This is a genomic window from Gordonia sp. GN26, from assembly GCF_054823965.1.
The window spans coordinates 23,394-44,746 of the sequence record NZ_JSYC01000028.1 but is presented as its reverse complement, the minus strand read 5'-3'; the positions used below and the strand labels follow the sequence as shown (position 1 = coordinate 44,746).

The following is a 21,353-nucleotide window of genomic DNA, read 5'->3' as shown; positions in this document are numbered from 1 at the left end:
GAGGTCACCGGTCCGGTACATCCGCTCGCCCGGCCGCCCGAACGGTGCGGCGACGAAACGCTCGGCGGTCAGCCCGGTTTGGTTCAGGTAGCCGACGGCCAGCGCCGGGCCGACGAGATACAGCTCGCCCGCGACGCCGGGCGGGACCGGATGGAGTCGCGCGTCGAGGACGAGCACACCCACACCCGCGATGGGTCCGCCGATGGTGACGGGTTGTCCCGGACGCATCGCGGCGGAGGCGGTCGACCAGATCGTCGCCTCGGTGGGCCCGTAGAGGTTGTACATCGCACGCCCGTCCGACCAGGTGCGGACGAGCTCGGGTGAGCAGGCGTCGCCGGCGACGCACACCACCCGGAGGTCGGGGAACGCCTCGGCGGCGGGCACCGTGGCCAGCGCACTCGGCGTGATCGTCAGGTGCGAGACGGACTCGTCGGCGATGACCGACGCCAGTTCGCGGCCGCCGGTGACACCCGGCGGCACCACGACCATCGTCGAGGCCTCGGCAACCGCGACGAGGGTCTCGAACACCGAGGCGTCGAATCCCGGTGCGGCAAAACGCAGTACCCGTGACTCAGGGCTCAGGTCGAACCGGGACCGGGCGTCGGCGACCAGATCCGCGAGCCCGCGGTGCGAGACCGCGACGCCCTTGGGTCGCCCGGTCGAGCCCGAGGTGAAGATGACGTAGGCGGTGTCGTCGATACGACCGTCGGGCACCGGGTCGTCGAGGGCAACCGGCTGCGATACCCACCGGGTGGGATCGGTCAGGTCGACGAGGTCGTCGACGAGGAGCCAGGTCGTGCCGTCGTCGGCCTCGGCCCGTGTGTCCGAGGAGCCCGGCGCACCGGCCGCCGAACTCGTGACGCCGAGCTGCGCGGCCAGCGTGCCGGTCATGTACCGGATGCGTTCGGCGGGCTGCGACGGGTCGATGAGTCCGACCGCGGCGCCGGTACGGGCGATGGCCCAGAATGCCACCGTGCCGGACAACGATCGCGGCACGGCCAGCGCGATCACCGCACCCGGTCGTGCGCCCCGCGACCGCAGTTCCGCGGCGACCAGCCCGGTGGCGGCGTCGAGGTCGGCGTAGGTCAGCGTGGTGTCACCGTCGGTGACCGCGACACCGTCGGGGTTGCGGGCCACCGCGGCGTCGAACAACCCGGGCAGCGTGACCTTCGACTCGGCCAGAGCCGGTGAGCTCAGGAGCGCCGGGGCGTCGTCGGGCGCCCCGGTCGGGAGGTCACCGATCGGGGTCTGCGGCGATTCGACGACCGCGTGCGCGACGGACAGCAGACGACGCGCCAGATCGGCGACGGTGTCGGTGTCGAACAGCGCCGTCGCATAGGTGATCACGACCGGGGTGTCCTCGTCGCGGGGTCGACCGGGCGGGTCGACGACGGTCACCTGCAGGTCGACCTTGGCGCTGGTGACCGGGGCCTCGAGTTCGGAGACGACCAGACCGGGGAGTTCGACCGTCGGCCGGTCGGTGTTCTGGAAGGCGAGCGCCACCTGGAACAGCGGCGGGTGTGCGGTGCTGCGGGCGGTCGTCACCTCCTCCACGACCGTCTCGAAGGGCAGGTCGGCGTGATCGAGTGCGGCGATGTCGGTGTCGCGGCAGGCAGCGAGGACCGTGGCGAAGTCCGCATCGCGGCGTAGGGGCGTGCGCAGCGCGAGGGTGTTCACGAACATCCCGATGAGGCCGTCGAGCCGACGGTCGCCGCGTCCCTCCACCGGTGTGCCGATCACCAGATCGGTGCTGCTTCCCGACCGCAGGAGGGTGACCGCGAGAAGCGCGTGCACGCACATGAACATGGTCGCGTCGTGCCGGTCGGCGAGCTCGCGCAGGCGTGACCAGGTCGCTGCATCGATCACCGTGGACAGTTCCGCACCGCTCTCGTCGCGCAGAGCCGCCCGCGGGCGATCCAGCGGCAGATCGGTGAGTTCCGGGGCGTCGGCGAGTTGCGTTCTCCAGTAACCGAGTTGGCGTGCCGCGAGCGACTGAGGGTCGGTGAGATCACCGAGGATCTCGTGCTGCCACACCGCATAGTCGGCGTAATGCACCGGCAACGGGGACCATTCGGGCGCATGACCGGACTGCCGCGCCTGGTAGGCCTCGACGAAGTCGGCCACCAGCGGCGCCATCGACCCGCCGTCGCCGATGATGTGATGGACGACCAGGACGAGCACCCACTCGTCGTCGGCGACCCGGATGAGGCGCGCGCGCACCGGTGCTTCCCGTTCGAGGTCGAAACCGCGCGTGACGATGTCGGCGACGGTCGCGGTCGACCCGGCAGATCCGGAGCCGCGCATGTCGATCGGCGGATCCACCCGCGCGTCGTGCCGGGCGGTGTCGGGGTCGTCGACGATCTGCTGCGGAACGCCGTCGACGGCGACGAACCGCGTGCGCAACGTCTCATGGCGGGCGATGAGGTCATCGAGCGCCGCGGCCACGGAAGCGGGTTCCAGGCGTGGGCCGGACAGGTCGGCGGCGGACCGGCCGCGCAGGCGCAGGACCGCCGGGATGAGGTAGGCCGGTCCGCCCGGGTTCATGCTCTCCAGGAACCAGATCCGTCGCTGCGCAGGCGACAGCGGAAGCGGACCGGTCCGTTCCACCGGACGCAACGGCGGTCGCGCGGACTCCTGTTCGTCGCCCTCGGCGAGACGCGTGTCGATCGCCGCGGCGAGTCCGCGGACCGAGGGGGTCGTGAACAGATCGCGTGCCGCCACCGTGGTCCCGAAGTCCTCGGCGGCGCGCGCGGCGACGCGCGTCGCGGTGAGCGAGTTGCCGCCGAGGTCGAACAGTGATGCGGTGACACTGATCTCGGTCTCGCCGAGAATCTCCGCTATGAGGGCGGCGAGCCGTTCCTCGGTGGGTGTGGCGGGTGGTTCATGGGTTTCGGTGTCGTCGGTGGCGTCCGGATCGGGCAGGACCGCACGGTCGAGCTTGCCGTTGACCGTGAGCGGCAGCGCGTCGAGCCACACGAACAGAGTCGGCACCATGTACTCCGGCAGCGCGGCGGCGAGCCGTTCGCGGACGGTCGCCTCGTCCGGCGTCTTGCCGGCCGTGGGAACGAGATAGCCGACGAGATGCTCGGTGTCGCCGCGCATCCGGATGTCGGAGCCGGCCGCGTCGATGCCGTCGACCGCGGACATCGCCGACTCGACCTCGCCGAGCTCGATGCGGAAACCGCGCAGCTTCACCTGTCCGTCGCGCCGGCCGACGAATTCGATCGATCCGTTGCGGGCGACACCGACGTCGCCGGTCCGGTACATCCGGCTGCCCGGCGGACCGAACGGGTCGGCGACGTAGCGTGTCGCCGTCAGACCGTGGCGCCGCAGGAAGCCCCGGGTGACCTGGAGGCCCGAGACGTACAGTTCGCCGGGCACTCCGTCGGGAAGCGGCGCGAGCCGGCCGTCGAGGACATGCACCCGGGAACCCAGCAGAGGTGCACCGATGTCGGAAGCCGTTGCTGCGTCGACGAATCCGCGGGTCAGCTCACGTCGCGTCATGTAGACGGTCGTCTCGGTCGGCCCGTACATGTTGTTGAGTTGAGGTCCTGGGACGTCTGCCCCCGGTCTGGTCGGCGAACCGTCGGCGGTGCGATCGGCCTGCCACTTGCGGACATGCTCGTAGTCGAGGAGCTCCCCCGAGAAGTGGAGGCGCCGAACCGATTCCGGGAGCGCCGAGCCGTGGGGCGGCCGTACCGCCGCCGCGAACTGGTAGAAGGACGAGGGGGTGAAGTTCACAATCGTGACGCCCTCGCGGTCGAACACCTCGACCACGTCATCCGGGGCACGGGTGGTGGCGTGGTCGAGCACGACGAGACGTCCCCCGGCGAGCAGAGCTGCCCAGATCTCCCCCACCGACACGTCGAAGGCGTAGGAGTGGAACATCGACCACACGTCGTCGGGTGTGCTCTCGACCAGCGCGTCGAGTGCGACGACCAGGGAGATCACGTTGTCGTGGGTGACCACGACACCCTTGGGCACACCCGTCGAACCGGAGGTGTACATGACGTAAGCACTCGAATGGGCCCCGACGCGGTCGGGAAGAGCTGCCGCCGGGAGCGGTTCGGCCCAGGCAAGCAGGTCGTCGGGTGTCGAGATGCGAGCGGGCATGTCCGCCCACGCGGTCGCCGTGTTGGGGTCGGCGAGGACTACCACCGGCGCGGCGTCGTCGACGATGGTGCGCAACCGCGCGATGGGATGTGTCCGGTCGAGAGGCAGGTACGCCGCACCGGTCTTGAGTACCGCGAGCAGTGCGACGACGAGATCGGCTGATCTCGGCATCGCCACGCCCACCAGGGTTTCCGGCCCGGCGCCGGCCGCGGCGAGCGCACGGGCCAGTCGTTCGGTCCGGTCGTCGAGGTCGCGGTAGGTGATCGTCGCGCCGTCGAGATCGGTGAGCGCCACGGCGTCGTGACGCCGGTGTGCCGACACCCGGAAAAGTCCCGGGAGCGACTCGACGTCGCCTGTGCCGAGGACATCGTCGATCCGGCGGTCCAGGTCGGCGAGGACGTCCCCGGCGGTCGCCGCCAGTTGTGCCGGGGCCTTTCCCGTCCGCGGCAACAGCGCGGTGACCGTCGCGCGTACCGCCGGGGTCGGGTCGACTCCACGCGCGGCGAGGGTGGTCGCCGCGACCGTCACCCGGCGGTGCAACTCGCGGAAGGTCACCGGCCCGTTGGCCCCGACCATCGCCTCCGCGTCGGCGGCGTGGGTCGCGGCGAAGGTGAGCCTGCGCAGCGCCGTCGGCTGTGTGGACCCCGCGGACGTGCGCGCCCCGACGCTGCGCGAAACCGAGGTGTCCGACGTCACGCGGGTTCCACCCGGTTCCGTCGGGGTTCACCGGGCATTGCGTCTCCGGGCATTGCGTCACCGGGCATCGCGTCACCGGGCATTGCGTCCACGCCTCCGGACAGGGCGGTCGTCGCCGCGGTGCGGATGCACGCGAACACCTCGTCGATGGTCCGGTCGGCGTCGGCGAGGAGCGTGGTGACAGCGACCGTCAAGGCTTCGGACGGGTCCTCGTCCGGCACGGAGAACGCCATGGCCACCGAGGTGGCCTCGAGGTCGGCGAACGTGACCGAGGGTGCCCCGGGGATGCCGATCACCGCATCCGGCGCCGTCGCCGCGACCGTGGACACGAGTTCGTACAGCGGTTGTTCGGCGTCGACGACCTCCGCCGACTGTCCGTCGGCCCAGATCGACAGGTCGCCCACCGGCGTCCCCGGCCGGGCGGCGATGTCGATGAGCAGGTTCTGGTACCGCTTCGCGATCCGTTCGGCTCCGGCACGGTCGAAGAGGTCGGTGTCGTAGGCGATCTGGCCACCGAGCGCACCGCCCCGGTCCACCCCGTCGAGGTCGTCGGGGTACACCATGATCTCGAGGTCGACCTTGGCCGCCAGGGACGACGGCGGTCGCAGACGAACCGTCAGACCGTCGAGGCTCATCGCGGGGATGTCCAGGTTCTGGTACGAGAGCATGACCGAGAACAGCGGGTTGTGCCGGCCACGGCGGGCCGGTCCCTTCCCGGCGCGGTTGAGGTGGTCGACGATCTGGTCGAAGGCGACGTCGGCGTGGGCGAGGTCGGCGACGTCCTCGGTCCGTACGCGGCGCAGCAGCTCGTCGAACGGTTCGTCGAGACGCAGACGGGTACGCAACGGCACCGTGGTCGCGAGCATGCCGACCATGTCGGCGAGTGCCGGGTCGTCGCGACCCGCGAACGGCGTGCCGATCACGATGTCCTCGCTGCCGGAGAGCCGGCCGATCAACACGGCGAGCGCTGCGTGCATCACCACGAACTGCGTCGTGTTGTTCACGCGTGCGAGGTGTTTGAGGACCGTCGCGGTCTCCGGCGGGACGCTCACGTCGACGACATCGCCGCGGTGCCGGGGTTCGACGGGGCGCGGCCGGTCCGTCGGGATCACGGCGGGTTCGCGGACCGTCCCGAGGCGTTGCTCCCAGTACTCCAGCTGGGCCTGCTCCTCGGTGATTCCGCCGGACACCTCGGACGACAGTCGCTCGGCGTGCCAGATCGCGTAGTCGGCGTACTGCACCCGCACCGGGTTCACGGCAGCCGTCCACGGACCCGCCTGCCCATCGATCCGGGCGCGGTAGGCGGTGGTGAGGTCACGGGCCAGCGGCCGCAACGAACCGCCGTCGGCGTTGATGTGGTGCACCACGAAGACGAGGAGGTGACGGTCGGCGGCGAGCCGCAGGATCGCGGCGCGGACCGCGTTGGGTCCGGTCAGGTCGAAGCCCGGTTCGACGACGGCGGCGATCTCCTCCTCGACGCGGTCCGGGGTGGTGTCGACGAGGGCCACCCGGAAGCCGCGCAGGGCATCGGCGGCCGGGATGATGACCTGCACCGGACGCCCCTCGTGCAGGGGGTAGCGCGTCCGGAGAGACTCGTGGCGGGCGATGACGTCGCCGAGCGCCCCGGTCAGGGCCGAGACGTCGAGTGGACCGTCGAGTTCGAGGGTGAGCCCCACGTTGTACGCCGACGACGACGGGTCGATCTGGTTGAGCGACCACAGTCCGCGTTGGACACCGGTCAGTTCGACCATGTGCGGCCGTTCCCGGGGTGTCAGAACCCTACCCGCGCCGGTGGATTCGACCGTGCTCAGTGCGGCGACGAAACTCGCCACCGTCGGGTTCTCGAACAGCAGGGCCAGCGGGACCCGCCGGTCGATGTGCTGCTCCACCCGATAGGTCACCTTGGTCGCCGACAGCGAACTGCCGCCCAGTTCGAAGAAGCCGTCGTGCACGCTGACCGTCTGGAGTCCGAGCACGTCGGCGAAGATCTGCGCCACCGCCGCCTCGAGACGGCTTCGGGGAGCGACGTATTCGCGTGCGGGCGAGATCTCGACGGCTGGCAGCGCGCGCCGGTCGACCTTTCCGGTGCGGGTCACCGGGAACTCGTCGAGAACCTGGACGGTGTGCGGGACGAGGTGCGCCGGCAGATGGGCGACCGCATGGTCGACAATCTGTTCGGGGGCGGGGTTGCGTCCCGGCACCCCCGTCACGTAGGAGACCAGGACCGTGTCGCCCGCCGGTGTCGGCATCCCGACACTCACCGAGTGCTCGACGTCGGGGTGGGTGACCAGAACGGCGTCGACCTCCCCCGGCTCGACCCGCATGCCGCGTATCTTGATCTGGAAGTCGTTGCGGCCGTGGTAGATCAACTGACCATCAGCTGTCCACGAGACGAGGTCGCCGGTGCGGTACATCCGGGTGCCGGTCCCGAACGGGTCGGCGACGAACCGGCCCGCAGTCAGTCCCGCCCGTCCGTGGTACCCGCGTCCGAGCGCACGTCCGGCGAGATAGAGCTCGCCCACGACGCCGGACGGGACCGGGCGCAGTCCCGCGTCGAGAACCCGTGCCCCGACGCCGGAGATCGGCCGGCCGATGGTCACCGGCGCCGTTGCGCGCAGCGGTGGGGAAAGAGTCACCCAGATCGTGGTCTCGGTGGGGCCGTACAGGTTGAGCAGCGGTCTGCCGTCGGCATCCCACCGCTCGACGAGTTCCGGCGGGCAGTCCTCGCCAGCCACCATCATCGTCTCGACGCCGGGGATCTCCGCGGGATCGATCGTGGCGAGCGCCGTCGGAGTGGCACAGGCGTGCGTGACCCGGTGCCGGGTGATGACGTCGGCGAGTTCGGGACCGGCGAACACATCGGGCGGGCTGATCACCAGTTTCGCGCCTGCACAGATCGCAAGGATGATCTCCCAGACCGCGACGTCGAAACCCGGTGCGGCGAGCTGCAGTACGCGGGACGCACGGGTCACCCCGAGGCGGGTCTGCTGTTCGGCGACCATTTCCGCGAGGCCCGCGTGGGTGACCGCCGCCGCCTTCGGCCGCCCGGTCGATCCGGAGGTGAAGAGCAGGTATGCGAGATCGTCGACGCGGGCGCTTCGGGTTCGGTCCGCGTCGGTGACCGGATGGTCCCGCCGGCCAGCTAGGTTCAGCTCCACCTCGAGGTCGTCGAGCAGCCACTCCTCGACACCGAGGTCACGCTGCTGCGGTGCGGCATCCGGGTCGGCGGCACGGTCGGCGACCACCACCGAGTCGACGGTGATCACCAGTGCGGCGCCGCTGTCGGCCAGCATCGCGGCTCGGCGGCGCACCGGCAGCCGGGCGTCGATGATGACGAAGGCGGCGCCACTCATCGCCACGCCGAGCATGGTGAGGACCATCCGTGGGGATCGTGGAATGCTGACGGCGACAACATCTCCCGGACCGATGCCGCGGTCGGCGAGGAGGCGGGCCAACTGGTGGGTCGCGGTTGCCACCTCTGCCCAGGTGAGTCGTCCGGTACCGGCCCGGCCGTCACCCGTCAGGGCGACTGCGGAAGGATCGGCCGTCAGGGCGACGGCGGAGGGATCGGCCGAGGCGATTCCCCGTGCGATGAGTTCGGCGAGGGTCGTCTCCGGCTGCGCGCCGCCAAGCGGTGCGGCGAGTGCGCGGAGCGCGTCGGGCTCGAGCAGGTCGATCGAGGCGAGGGCACGGTCGGGCGCGGACACCATCTGGCGCAGGACCAGGCGCAACCGGCTCGCCATGTCCCGGATCGTCGGCTCATCGAACAAGTCGGTGGCATAAGCGAATTCGACCTCGTAGTCGTCCGTGCGCTCGGTCACCGAGACGGTGACGTCGTACTTCGCCGCCGGCACCCGCGCATCGAGCAGATCCGCCGAGCCCGTCCAGTGCGACAGCTCGGTCAACTGGTCGGGCTGCACGCTCAAGGCCACCTGGAACAGCGGCGAATGCGACGGCGACCGTTGCGGCGCGACGGCGTCGACGACGCGTTCGAAGGGGACGTCGGCGTGACTCATGGCCCGCGCGCAACGACGATGTGCCGCGGTCACGAGATCCCGCACGGTGTCGTCCGGGCGCAGCGAGGTGCGCAGGACGACCGTGTTGACGAACATGCCGACCAGTTCGGCAACCGCCGGGTCGTCGCGTCCGGCGACCGCGGTGCCGATGCTGACGTCGTCCACCGCGGCGAGCTTGCCGAGGGTGAGGGCCAGGGCCGACTGGAAGACGGCGAACGGCGTGACGGCGAGAGTCGTCGCGAGGCGGCGGAGCCCGGCCGACAGCTCGGCGTCCAGCGTGACGTCGAGATGATCTCCCGCGCTGGACATCACCCGCGGTCGCGGACGATCGGTGGGCAGTTGCAGAAGGTCGGGTGCGCCGTGGAGTTCGGTGCGCCAGAACTCCAGTCCCTCGACCAGCGCGGGCGACGGCCGTTCCGGGGTTCCGAGGACCTCGGCGCGTTCGACGGCGACATCGGCGTACTGCATCGGGAGCGGGGTGAACTCGGGCTGTTCCCCGGCGCGCCTGCTCTCGTAGGCGGTCATCAGGTCCCGGAGCAGCGGCCGCAACGAATGCCCGTCGGCCGCGATGTGGTGGAGGACGAGCACGACGACGTCGCCGCGAGGGTCCCCGGTGAGCAGGCGGAAGCGGAACGGGATCTCCTCGGCGAGATCGAATCCCACCTCGGTGATCGCGGAGATCGCCGCATCGAGCCCCCGCTCACCGACATCGATCGGTTCGGAGTCGCACACGGCGCCCGCGGTCGCGGTGTCGAGGATGCGCTGTTCCGGTTCGCCGTCGACCGCCGGGAACACGGTACGCAGGATCTCGTGCCGGTCGAGGACGTCGAGCGCTGCGCGATGGAGCACCTCGGGTTCCACCGCATGGGTGAGCCGGAGCGCACCGGACATGTTGTAGGTCGACTCGGTCGGGGACATGCGGTTGATGAACCACAGCCGGGTCTGCGCCTGGGACAACGGGATACGCGCCGGGCGCGGCAAGAGGCGACGCTCCGGCGGTTCCGGCACGGTGTCCGCCACGACGGCACGGGAAGCGAGGTCGGCGAGGTCGTCGCTGTCGAAGACGTCGGTCAGGGCGATCGTCAGACCGTGTCCGATCCGGGCCCGGGACACCATGCGGGCTGCGAGGAGCGAGTCGGCGCCGAGGGCGAAGAGATTGTCCGACAGGCTGACCCGTTCCCGACCCAAGGCCTCGGCGACCATCGAGACGATCGCCTTCTCCGCCGGTGTCCGGGCCTCGCGGAACTCCGTGGTCTTGTCCGTGAGGTCCGGGGCGGGCAACGCCGACTGGTCGAGCTTGCCCGAGCGGTTCGTCGGGAAGGCGTCGAGGAACACCACGGCGAGCGGCACCATGTGGCCGGGCAACCGCCGGCGGCAGAAGGCGCGGACGGCGTCCGAGTCGGGGACCCCGGAGGTTCCGCGGACGTACGCCACGAGTACCGGCGCCGGTCCGAGATCTCGCCGGGCCACGACGACCACCGCGTCGACACCCGGCATCGAGGCGACCACCGATTCGACCTCGCCGAGCTCCACCCGTTGCCCGCGAATCTTCACCTGATGGTCGCTGCGACCCAGGTACTCGAGTTCGCCGTTCTGCGTCCACCGCACCAGGTCGCCGGTCCGGTACATCCGGGCACCCGGCCCACCCAGCGGATCGGCCACGAAACGTGATGCGGTCTGCGCCATCGCGCCGAGGTAGCCGTTGGCCAGCTGTGGGCCCACGAGGCACAGCTCACCGGCGACGCCGACCGGGACCGGCCGCAGGCGGCGATCCAGAACGCGCACGACGGTGCCCGCCACCGGTCGCCCGATCGGCACGACGGTGTCGTCGGAGGTCACCCGATGGGACGTGACGTCGATGGCCGCCTCGGTGGGGCCGTAGAGGTTGACCAGGCCGGCCGACGAGGTCCGGCGGAGGCGGCGAGCAAGCTGCGCCGACAGCGCCTCCCCGGAGGTGAAGACCCAGCGAACTCGGTCGGGCAGCGACGTCGGCGTACCCGACCCGTTCTCGGTCGGACCCACCACGTCGAGATAGGCGTCGAGCATGGACGGGACGAAGTGGAGCACGGTGACCGCGGCCTCGTCGATGAGGTTCCGCAGGTAGGCGGGGTCCCGGTGGCCGTCCGGTTCGGCGATGACCATCCGCGCGCCGGTCTGCAGGGGCCACAACAGCTCCCACACCGACACGTCGAAGGTCGCCGGGGTCTTGTAGAGCACCGCGTCGTCGGGGCCGATCGGATGATCTCGTTGCATCCATGCGAGGCGGTGCTCGATCGCCGCATGGTCGACCTCGACACCCTTCGGTACACCGGTCGAGCCGGACGTGAAGATCACGTAAGCGGGCTGATGCGGCAACGGACGGGAGCCAAGCGGTGGTACCTCGTCCTCCGGACCTGTCCCGGCGTCGATCGCGTCGATCGCGTCGATCCCACGGTCGGCGAGGAACTGTGCGTCCACGGTGAGGGCAGGCCGGACGATCGTGGCGATGGCGTGGCGTCGTTCCTCCGGCTCGGCCGGATCGACGGGTACGTACACCGCCCCGAGGCCGATGATCGCGTAGATCGCGCACACTTGTTCCGGGGAGCGATCGAGGGCGACGATCACCCGCTCCCCCGCGACGACTCCCTCGTCCGCGAGGATGCGCGCGAATTCGTCGACCGCCAGCGACATCTCCCGGTAGGTCAGGCGCGAGTCCCCGAAGACGAGCGCGGTCGAATCCGGCGCCACGGCGACCTGTCGCGCGAAGGGGGCCAGGATGTGCTCGGCGTCGACGCCAACCGCCGGGCCGCCGTCACCGAGCCGCTCGACCGCCGCCGGTTCACCTGGGATGAGCAGGTCCAGCGCCGCCACCGGCCGATCCGGGGCGTCGACGAACTGCTCGAGGACGTGAAGTAGCCGCGCCCGGTGGGTGCGCAACTCCTCGGGGTCGTACAGGGCCGGGTTTGCGTGGAGACCCACCTCGAGCGGCGCCTCGGGCCCTGCGGCGAAGACGTTCATCACGAGGTCCTCGACCATGCCCGCGGACAGCATGTGATAGCTGACGTGGGCCCCGTCGATCTCGATCGGCTTGTCGAAGAGCAGAAGGTTCACCAGCGGACCGAAGGACGTACCGGTCGCATCGCCGAATCCGGCTGCGGCACGGATGTCCTCGGAGCGGTACCGCTGGTGGCGGAGAACGGCGGTGATCTCCGAGGTGACCGCGGCGACGACATCGGCACAGGTCGCGGCGCCCACACCGTCGACGCGCAGCGGCAGCATGTTGGAGACCATGCCCATCGACTGCTTGATCCGGGCGGTGGTGCGAGCCGTGACGGGCAGGCTCAGCACGATGTCGTCGGCACCGGACATCCGGGCGAGGAAGGCGGCGAAGGCCGCGGTGAGAACCGCGGCGACGGAGGCGTCCAGCTCTCGGGCACGGCGTCGCAGACGGTTGTCGAGGTCGGCGTCCAGCATCCCCGCCGTCACCACGGTCTCGTTGCGGATGCCGGTGGTCGCCGGATGGGTGGCCAGTGAGACGCGTTCGGGCAGTCCGGCGGCGCGTTCCGCCCAGAACGCACGGTCCTTCTCGTGACGCGCGCTCTGACGGTAGGCGGCGTCGTCAGAGATCACCTCGGCGAGGGTCGCGCGCCGCGGTGGGACGCGGGCCTCGGCCGCGACGGCCGCGTTGTAGCGCGCCACCGCTTCGTGCAGGCAGACGAGCGCGCCGTAGCCGTCGAAGGCGATGTGGTGACCGCGCATGTACCAGTAGGTACGGTTGTCCGCCACGCGGATGAAGGCCGCGAAGCCGACCGGATCGTTCAGCAGGTCGACCGGGCGCTCATGGTCCGCACGCATCCACTCCTCGGCCGCGGCGAGCGGGTCGGGCCGGTCGCGCAGGTCCAGCTCCACCACGTCGAACGGCAGCGACTCGTCGATGTACTGCATCGGCGTGCCGTCGACCTCGGCGATCCGGGTGTAGGCGGTCTGGAGTTCCCGCGAACCCTCGATGACGCCGCGGCGGAACAGCTCTCGGTCGAATGGACGCCCGTCGTCGACGATGTCCAGGTAATGCGCGATGGTGATCGAGTGGTCGTCGTCGAGGTTCTCGGCGAACCACATGGCACGTTGAGCCGCGGTGAGATCCAGCAGGTCGACCCCCCTAGCTCCGCCGCGCCCTCCCCGGCGCCCCTCCCCGAACCCAACTTGTGGGATCCCCTCACCGAGGGGTGATTCTTCTTCCATTCCACGTCCGAACCAGTCGTCGGCGATTTGGTCGTTCGACGGCGCCGCTGACCCGTCCCCCGAGGCGTTCGCCGAACAGCCACGAATCATACGCTTTACATCTCTTTTGAGATCGAAAGTGATACAGCGCATCTCACGTCTGAGAGCCTCATCACATCCGGCACCGCACAGGTGTGGCTGATGGGACCTCATCAGCCCCTTAGAGCAACACGAACACCTCACGTCACACCGAAGACGTTGGGTTGCGGTTTGGATTCGGTCGTTCGACCGACATCTGCCCGATGGAAGGAATCCCGTCACACGGGCGGTCCGCGGCGGGGCAAGATTGGGGGCATGACGAGCGTGCAACTGGTCGAGGTCGGCCCCCGCGACGGGCTCCAGAACGAGCAGACCCTCCTGTCGATCGACGACAAGGTCGAGTTGATCTCGCGCAGTGTCGAGGCCGGCGTCCGACGCGTCGAAGCGGTCAGTTTCGTCAATCCGAAGCGTGTCCCGCAGATGGCGGGTGCCGAGGAGGTCATGGCGCAGGTTCCGCGCGCCGCGGGCGTCTCCTACATCGGTCTGGTCCTCAACCGCCGGGGTCTCGACCGTGCCCTCACCGCCGCCGTCGACGAGGTCAACGCGGTGGTTGTCGCGACCGAGGAGTTCAGCCGGCGGAATCAGGGCTGCAGCGTCGACGAGGGCATCGCCGCGGCGATCGACGTCGTACGTGACGCTCGCGAGGCCGGACTACGGACGACGGTGACCATCGCGGTGTCGTTCGGCTGCCCGTTCTCCGGGGAGGTCGCCCCCGAGTGGGTCGGCGAGATCATCGCGCGCCTGACCGACGCTGCGGCACCGGACGAGATCGCCCTGGCCGACACCATCGGCGTAGGCGTCCCGGCACAGGTGCGCACACTCGCCGATCTCGCGGCCGCACACGCGCCGGGCATCCCTCAGCGCTGGCATTTCCACAACACCCGCAACACCGGCTACGCCAACGCATTGACCGCCCTGGAGTCCGGCGCCAGTGCTCTGGACGCATCCATCGGCGGTTTCGGCGGCTGCCCGTTCGCCCCTGCCGCGACGGGCAACATCGCCTCGGAGGACCTGCTTTATGCGCTGGACCGGTCGAACGTCACGACCGGCGTCGACATGTACGGCCTGATGGAGGCCGCGGAATGGCTGGGCAGGTCCCTGGAAAAGAGTGTCCCCGCTCTCCTCGGACGCGCCGGAGGTTTTCCGGACGCCCGCTGAGGCGGGGATGCTCGTTGCGTTCTTGCGCGGGTGACTAACCCGTGGTGTGCACGATCAGCACGTCACATGCGGACTTGCGTGCCACGTCGGCCGGAACCGATCCGAGCAGGCGCCCGGCGATCGAGTTCAGGCCGCGGTTGCCGACGACGAGGAGGTCGGCCTTGACGTCACTCACCAGCTGGAGCAGCGCGTCGACCGGCGCGCCCTTGACCGGGCGCTGGACGACGGTGGCGGCTCCGGCCTTGGACGCGCGTTCCTTCGCGGTCCGCAGGATCTCCTCGGTCGGCGTCGAGCCGGTGACCTGGTAGGCCTCGTCCTTGAGGATGTCGGCGGCCTCCCCTGCGCCACGCTCGTTGGGGAAGTATGCGCACGCGATCACCAACTGCGCGCCTTCGCCCGCGAGTGCCCCCGCACGTTCCACCGCCTTCATCGACGACTCCGAGCCGTCGGTCCCGACGACGATGGTCTCGTATGCGCTCATCCCAACCTCCGACATGAATTCGCCTCGCTGCCCATCAGCGAGGCGTCACCTACATCCCCCATACTGCAGGGTTCTATCACCGGGACATTAGTTTGCCGCGGCGTGTCTGTCCGCCGATCGTGGCGATCGGCACATGTTCGCGATCTTGTGTCTTCGACGGGATCGCAGGTCACGGCCCTACTTGATGCCCGCTGCGTCCATTCCTCGAAGCTCCTTCTTCAAATCGGCGATCTCGTCTCGCAGGCGGCCCGCCAGCTCGAACTGCAGGTCGCGGGCCGCGCTCATCATCTGATCGGTCAGCTGCGACACGAGATCAGCGAGCTCGGCGCGCGGCATGGCCGAGACATCGCGCTTCTCGATCACGCCCGCACTGCCGGCCTTGGACACCTCGCCCTGCGCCCGGCGGCCGCGGCTGGCGTTGCGGCCCGAACCGCCGACCGCGACGGCCTCGTCCTCGGCTTCTCGATAGACCTGGTCGAGGATGTCGGCGATCTTCTTGCGCAACGGCTTCGGGTCGATGCCGCGTTCCTTGTTGTAGGCGATCTGCTTCTCGCGGCGGCGTTCCGTCTCCTCGATGGCGTTGGCCATCGAGTCGGTGATCTTGTCCGCGTACATGTGCACCTCACCTGACACGTTGCGTGCCGCACGGCCGATCGTCTGGATCAGCGACGTGGTGCTGCGCAGGAACCCTTCCTTGTCCGCGTCGAGGATCGCGACCAGCGAGACCTCCGGGAGGTCGAGACCCTCGCGGAGGAGGTTGATGCCGACGAGGACGTCGTAGTCACCCGACCGGAGCTGCCGCAGCAACTCGACACGACGGAGGGTGTCGACCTCGGAATGCAGGTACCGCACCCGGATGCCGAGCTCGAGCAGGTAGTCGGTGAGGTCCTCGGCCATCTTCTTGGTGAGGGTCGTGACGAGGACGCGTTCGTCGCGTTCGGTGCGCTGCCGGATCTCGTGGACCAGGTCGTCGATCTGCCCCTTGGTCGGTTTCACCACGACCTGCGGATCGACCAGACCGGTCGGGCGGATCACCTGCTCGACGAACTCGCCGTTCGACTGACCGAGTTCGTACGGCCCGGGCGTCGCCGACAGGTACACGGTCTGACCGATGCGGTCGACGAACTCGTCCCAGGTCAGCGGGCGGTTGTCCACCGCCGAGGGGAGCCGGAAGCCGAACTCGACGAGGTTGCGCTTGCGGGACATGTCGCCCTCGTACATGCCGCCGATCTGCGGGACGGTCACGTGCGACTCGTCGATGACCAGGAGGAAGTCCTCGGGGAAATAGTCGATCAGCGTCGCCGGTGCACTCCCGGCCGAACGACCGTCGATGTGGCGCGAATAGTTCTCGATGCCCGAGCAGAATCCGACCTGGCGCATCATCTCGAGGTCGTAGGTGGTCCGCATCCGCAGGCGCTGCGCCTCGAGGAGCTTGCCCTTGCCCTCGAGCTCGGCAAGCCGTTCCTCGAGTTCCTGCTCGATCGACGCCATCGCGCGTTCCATCCGCTCCGGGCCCGCCACGTAGTGGGTGGCCGGGAAGATCCGCAGCGAGTCGACCTGACGCACGACGTCGCCGGTGAGCGGATGCAGGTAGTAGAGCGATTCGACCTCGTCGCCGAAGAACTCGATGCGTACCGCGAGTTCCTCGTAGGACGGGATGATCTCGACGGTGTCGCCGCGGACGCGGAAGCTGCCGCGGGTGAACGCCGTGTCGTTGCGGGTGTACTGCACGTCGACGAGCAGTCTCAGCAGGGCGTCGCGGTCGATCTCCTGTCCCACCTCGAGCTCGACCGAACGATCGAGGTACGACTGCGGTGTACCGAGGCCGTAGATGCAGGACACCGACGCCACCACCACGACGTCGCGGCGGGACAGCAGACTCGAGGTCGCCGAGTGGCGGAGTCGTTCGACGTCGTCGTTGATCGACGAGTCCTTCTCGATGTAGGTGTCGGTCTGCGCGATGTACGCCTCGGGTTGGTAGTAGTCGTAGTACGACACGAAGTACTCGACGGCATTGTTGGGCAACATCTCGCGTAGCTCGTTCGCCAGCTGCGCGGCGAGCGTCTTGTTGGGTGCCATCACCAGCGTGGGGCGCTGCACCTGCTCGATGAGCCACGCCGTCGTCGCCGACTTACCGGTACCGGTGGCACCGAGGAGCACGATGTCCTTCTCCCCCGCCTGGATCCGTGCGGTCAGATCCTTGATCGCGGCGGGCTGGTCACCGGCGGGCTCGTACTCGCTGACCACCTCGAAGCGGGCTTCGGTGCGCTCGATCTCGCCGATCGGACGGAACTCGGAGTGCGCGAGCACCGGACGTTCTGCTGCAAAAGCCATAGTGCCAGGGTAAACGCGCGCTACGACACGAGTGTTCCCGCGCGTTCAGTGGCCCGCCGCCCGACGAGCGCCCCGAGCAGCACGATGAACGAACACATCGGAATGGGCTGGCCGGTCACCGCGAACAACGCGATGTCCCCGATCAGCGCGAACGGGGCGAGCCGGGCGACCCTCGCACCCGGTACCGGCGCCTTCACCCGCGACCTTCCGGGCACGCGGGACCACGGCTTGGCCACCGACAGCCAGCCCTGGAACGCGATCAGCGACGCCATCACCGCGGTGGCGACCACCAGCCCCACCGGGGCGGCCGGGGCGTCCGCGCTCGCCGCGTCGTTCAGCGTCGGCGACAGGACCGCGATGCCGACCACCAGTTGTCCGATCGTGATGAGGAACTTCACCAGCACCCAGCGGTGGACGAAGAAGCCCCACGGGGTGGTCGCCGAGAGCAGGAATCCCGACATCGCCGAGACGTTCGCCGAGATCACCAGCACCGTCGTGTCGAGAATGTGGGCTGCGACCAGCCCGCCACCGTCGGCGTCCACCGTCAGGACCAGCAGCGCCAGGGCCTGACTCATCCAGCTCACCGACGACAGGATGTGCAGCCAGACCAGCAACTGTCGGCTCCGTTTCCCGGACGGCGGCGAGATCCGGATGCGCCCGGCGGTCGCCCGGCCCCGCCCCGATCCGGGGCGTCGTTCCACGAGAGAAGGGCTCACCGTTCGACCTTGCGCGGGCCACGTCGGTCCGCACATCCGGAACATCTCCCATGTTCACCCTGAGATCGACTGCCGGCCGAACTACATTCGGGGAATGACGAGCAACAGCGGTCCCATGACGGCCGCGCCGGCCGGACCCCACTCGATGCACCCGCCCAAGCGGGAGGCCTTCGACGTGCCCGCGATGACGAACACCGACAACAAGGGGTTCGTCCGGGAGGTCGAGGAGTACCGCGTCACCGACTACGGCCTCTACATGTCGCGCTCCGCACCGGGCCACCCGAAGTTCGACCATCTCGAGTCGTGGCTTCTCCCCTCATTGGGATTGCGCGCCAACATCTTCCACTATCAGGGCGGGTATCGGGCGGATCAGCGTCTCTACCTCGACATCGGCCGGTTCTCCGGTCCCGACCAGCACGGCCGCTGGTACGCCGAGGACTGGTACCTCGACCTGGTCGACGTTCCGGGATCACCACTGGAACTCATCGACGTCGACGAGGTCTTCGAGGCGCACCGCTGCGGACTGCTCGACAACGACCAGTGCGTGGAGGCCGTCGAGATCGCGACCCGCGCGCTCGTCGGTGCGGCGGCACACGGCAACGACGTTCAGGCCTGGCTCGACGACGCGGTCGGCGGCGTCGTGTTCTTCCGGGACCACCGCCCCGATCACGCAGGGTGATCCGCAGGACCGCGCGCCGATGAGCGACCGGATGGCCTTCGACGGACTCAGTAGATGGGCAACACGAAGCACGCGCCGTTCCGGATGAATTGCGGCAGTTGCACTCCCGTCCCCACATCGACGGTCCGCGTCTTGACCACCCCGTCGAGGTTCGCGGTGAGCACGTACCGTCCGGGCGCCGAGGGCCGCCAGGTCGGGGTGACCTCGACGGTGGCGGGCTTGGCGTTGTAGATCGTCACGGTGCGGCCCGCCCGGGTGGACGTCACCCTGAGCGTTGACTTCGCCGACTTCGGATCGCCGACGATCACCGACAACGTGTAGGCGCACCCCGCACCGTAGAGGTTGTAGTTCGACGACCCGTTCGCCGAGGAGCCGTAACCGGGCAGCGTGTCGACGGCGATTCCCTGCAGGGCTGCGTTCGCCGGCGCAGCACTGATCGCGGCGCCCGTGAGCGCCGCCCCGACGACGATGCCGCCGACGACCGTACGCACGTGTTTCGAACTCCCCGGACCCCACATATGTGCTCCTCACAGCGCTGTACCGACTCGGCCGTCCGCACCGGGATCGGCGCGTCGAAAGCAAAGCTAACAGCGCGGGGCGCGCCATGTGGCCAATTCAGGCAACATTCGTAGTCAGTTTCACCCCTCAGGCGGTTGCGACCCGAACTGTCGCGGGCCGCCCCGGATCGCAGGAACCGTGAACACCGGGACCGGCGGGCGCGAACCCGCCGTCCGCGAGGAGGTCGACGAGATCTGCGGACGCGGCGTCGTCGCGCGCGGTGATCCGGAGCTCGACCTTCGCCGCGTCGGTGATCTCGACGGCGGTCGCCCGCTCCCCGGCGATCGCCCACAGCCGATTGACCAGACGCCCCGCCGGACCATCCGGATTCGGTTCGGCAGCAACGAGTTCGGGGACCAGATCGGCGACCCGGCGCGCGCGGACGTTGGCCTCGAACGGCACCAGCCGATCGTCCCAGACCCGCGCCGCGGCAGCAGCGAGATCATCGGCCGTTCCGGAGTTGTCCAGCCAGACGTCGGCGACCGCACGACGCTGCTCGTCGGTGGCCTGCGCGGCGATCCGAGCACGCGCGTCGGCCTCGTCGACGTCGCGCATCGTCGTGAGGCGATGCAGTCGGACGTCGGCGTCGGCGAACACGATCACCACGAGGTGGAAGAACGGCGCGGTGTGGTTCTCGACCAGCAGGGGGATGTCCTGGACGACGATGGCGTCGTCAGGTGCCGCCGCGAGCAGTTCCTGAGTGCGCGCACCGATCAGCGGGTGGGTGATCCCGTTCAGCGTCTTGCGCGACTCCTCGTCGACGAATGCCTTCGCCGCGAGCGCCGGACGGTTGAGGCTGCCGTCCTCGGCCAGGATGTCCGGGCCGAAGGCCTCGACGAGCCCGGCGAGACCCTCCGAACCGGGTTCGACCACCTCGCGGGCGATCTTGTCCGCGTCGATGATGTACGCGCCTCGTTCGACGAAGGTCTTCGCCACGGTCGATTTGCCGGCGCCGATGCCACCGGTCAGTCCAAGCCTGATCACGCCACCAGTCTGGCAAACAGGTTCCTGACCGGTGCGCACCGGCGCCCCGTGTGTCGTGTCGCCTCAGCCGGTGACCGCGACGAGTTCGATGGTCTCGTGCGGCAGGGTGGCCTCGCCGACCTTCTCCCCCGTGTTCAGGTCGATCGCGACGATCTTCTTCGACGCCGGGTCGGCGACGTACGCGATGCCGTCCTGCACCACGACATTGGGCATCGGCGACTGCCATTCGTCGGGTTCGGCCCACTCCCCGATCGCCGGGATGCGGGCGGTGCGGTTCCCGGATTGCGCGTCGAACACGTGTAGTGCGCCGTCGGTCCCGAGGATCACCGCGGACCCGCCGGGGCCACGTTCGAGCGACCGGAAGCTGTACGAGGTGCCGAGGTCGACCAGCCGGAGGTCGCCCGTTCGGGTGTCGGTCAGCGAGAAGCGTGTCGGCCGTTCGAGTTCGGCACCCTCGTCGCTCTTGTAATCACCCAGCACGACCGGGGAACCGTGGTCACCGGCCTGGTTCCCGATGCGGCCGTAGGAGTCCGGGCCGGCCACCTTGCGGATGTCGTTGCCGTCGACGATCAGGATGCCGTCTTCGCAGCCGAAGGTCAGGCGGCCGTCGGCTGCGGCGGCCTCGCCGTGGACGCCGGGGCATTCGTCGTTCCGGGCGATCTCGTTCCGCTGCTTGTCCAGGATCGCGATACCACTGCGCGATTCCTCGTCGCCGCGCGTGACCACGACCGATCCGTCGCCGCGGAAGACGGCCACACCGTGATGGGGTTGCGGGACCGTGAACGTGGTAGCCACCGGATTGCCGCGCAGCAGTTCCGCGGGTTCGACGATGTCGACCTGTCCGGTGCCGTCACTGAACAGAGTGATACGCGAGTCGTGGACCACGACGTGTCCGGGTTCGGTTCCGCCGAAACGCATCCCGGTGAGCGAGGGTTGGGTCGTGTAGTGGTGACCGTGGCCGCCGTGTGCCTTCGTCCAGGTGCCGGTGTCGAGGACACGGAACCCGTCGGCCTCGGAGACGAAGACGTGCCGTCCGTTGCCCGCGCTGTTCAACCGGACGAATCCGTCGACGGGAAGGTCGGCGACCTGATCGAGCGAGGAGGCGTCGAGCACGAGGATTCCGCCGTCGTAGCTGAGGGCGAGTCGCGGTGTGGCGCTTTGCTGTTCCGCCGGTCCGCTCGAGGATTCGGCGGGCGGGGCCGACTGTTCGGTGTCGCCACAGGCGACGAGCGCGATGGAGGACGCCGCGAGCAGCGCGAGGGAACGGGTCAGAGTTGTTCGTGGTGATAGCACTCGAACAGTCAACCGTCTAATGAAAA

10 protein-coding genes are annotated in these 21,353 nt (G+C 69.3%); 2 read left to right on the top strand and 8 right to left on the bottom strand.

Annotated features, from left to right (window positions below):
• Positions 1 to 4,809 (bottom strand): amino acid adenylation domain-containing protein (locus tag OK17_RS08720; protein WP_461417205.1); only part of this gene is annotated, 4,809 nt, incomplete at its 3' end.
• Positions 4,806 to 12,923 carry an amino acid adenylation domain-containing protein gene (locus tag OK17_RS08715; RefSeq protein ID WP_461417204.1) on the bottom strand — a complete coding sequence of 2,706 codons (8,118 nt, stop codon included), beginning with the start codon at positions 12,921 to 12,923 and terminating at the stop codon, positions 4,806 to 4,808. The genes OK17_RS08715 and OK17_RS08720, both read right to left, overlap by 4 nt.
• A gap of 456 nt (positions 12,924 to 13,379) precedes the next feature.
• Here OK17_RS08715 and OK17_RS08710 point away from each other — a divergent pair, with 456 nt between their 5' ends.
• A complete protein-coding gene (locus tag OK17_RS08710) occupies positions 13,380 to 14,282 on the top strand; it encodes a hydroxymethylglutaryl-CoA lyase (protein ID WP_232717204.1) in 903 nt (300 codons plus the stop codon).
• A 34-nt stretch (positions 14,283 to 14,316) separates the two neighbouring features.
• Here OK17_RS08710 and OK17_RS08705 read toward each other — a convergent pair whose 3' ends face one another.
• The 3 genes from OK17_RS08705 to OK17_RS08695 all read right to left on the bottom strand — a co-directional run bounded on the left by OK17_RS08705 (position 14,317) and on the right by OK17_RS08695 (position 17,813).
• The gene (locus tag OK17_RS08705; protein WP_006358695.1) at positions 14,317 to 14,763 is read right to left on the bottom strand and encodes a universal stress protein; all 447 of its coding nucleotides are present in this window, start codon (positions 14,761 to 14,763) and stop codon (positions 14,317 to 14,319) included.
• Positions 14,764 to 14,940: 177 nt separating this feature from the next.
• Positions 14,941 to 17,097 carry an excinuclease ABC subunit UvrB gene (gene uvrB, locus OK17_RS08700; RefSeq protein ID WP_040536675.1) on the bottom strand — a complete coding sequence of 719 codons (2,157 nt, stop codon included), beginning with the start codon at positions 17,095 to 17,097 and terminating at the stop codon, positions 14,941 to 14,943.
• Positions 17,098 to 17,117: 20 nt separating this feature from the next.
• On the bottom strand, positions 17,118 to 17,813 hold the full coding sequence (locus OK17_RS08695) for a hypothetical protein (protein WP_461417203.1): 696 nt from the start codon (positions 17,811 to 17,813) through the stop codon (positions 17,118 to 17,120).
• Between the two features lie 94 nt (positions 17,814 to 17,907).
• On the opposite strand from OK17_RS08695, the gene OK17_RS08690 reads away from it, so the two are divergent.
• Positions 17,908 to 18,492, top strand: a complete 585-nt coding sequence (locus tag OK17_RS08690; protein WP_461417202.1) for a ribonuclease FAU-1 family protein — start codon at positions 17,908 to 17,910, stop codon at positions 18,490 to 18,492.
• 47 nt (positions 18,493 to 18,539) lie between these two features.
• Here OK17_RS08690 and OK17_RS08685 read toward each other — a convergent pair whose 3' ends face one another.
• The 3 genes from OK17_RS08685 to aztD all read right to left on the bottom strand — a co-directional run bounded on the left by OK17_RS08685 (position 18,540) and on the right by aztD (position 21,327).
• The gene (locus OK17_RS08685; protein WP_461417201.1) at positions 18,540 to 19,010 is read right to left on the bottom strand and encodes a hypothetical protein; all 471 of its coding nucleotides are present in this window, start codon (positions 19,008 to 19,010) and stop codon (positions 18,540 to 18,542) included.
• A 127-nt stretch (positions 19,011 to 19,137) separates the two neighbouring features.
• Positions 19,138 to 20,034, bottom strand: a complete 897-nt coding sequence (gene coaE / locus OK17_RS08680; RefSeq protein ID WP_461417200.1) for a dephospho-CoA kinase — start codon at positions 20,032 to 20,034, stop codon at positions 19,138 to 19,140.
• A 63-nt stretch (positions 20,035 to 20,097) separates the two neighbouring features.
• Entirely contained in the window at positions 20,098 to 21,327 is a 1,230-nt protein-coding gene (gene aztD, locus OK17_RS08675; protein WP_461417199.1) for a zinc metallochaperone AztD, read from the bottom strand.
• Between the last annotated feature and the right edge of the window lie 26 nt (positions 21,328 to 21,353).

What these genes read in the sequence shown, in the direction of transcription:
- uvrB (WP_040536675.1), bottom strand. Translation starts at nt 17,097, where the DNA reads ATGGCTTTTGCAGCAGAACGTCCGGTGCTCGCGCACTCCGAGTTCCGT.
- OK17_RS08715 (WP_461417204.1), bottom strand. Translation starts at nt 12,923, where the DNA reads ATGTGGTTCGCCGAGAACCTCGACGACGACCACTCGATCACCATCGCG.
- OK17_RS08710 (WP_232717204.1), top strand. Translation starts at nt 13,380, where the DNA reads ATGACGAGCGTGCAACTGGTCGAGGTCGGCCCCCGCGACGGGCTCCAG.
- OK17_RS08685 (WP_461417201.1), bottom strand. Translation starts at nt 19,010, where the DNA reads ATGTGGGGTCCGGGGAGTTCGAAACACGTGCGTACGGTCGTCGGCGGC.
- OK17_RS08705 (WP_006358695.1), bottom strand. Translation starts at nt 14,763, where the DNA reads ATGAGCGCATACGAGACCATCGTCGTCGGGACCGACGGCTCGGAGTCG.
- OK17_RS08690 (WP_461417202.1), top strand. Translation starts at nt 17,908, where the DNA reads ATGACGAGCAACAGCGGTCCCATGACGGCCGCGCCGGCCGGACCCCAC.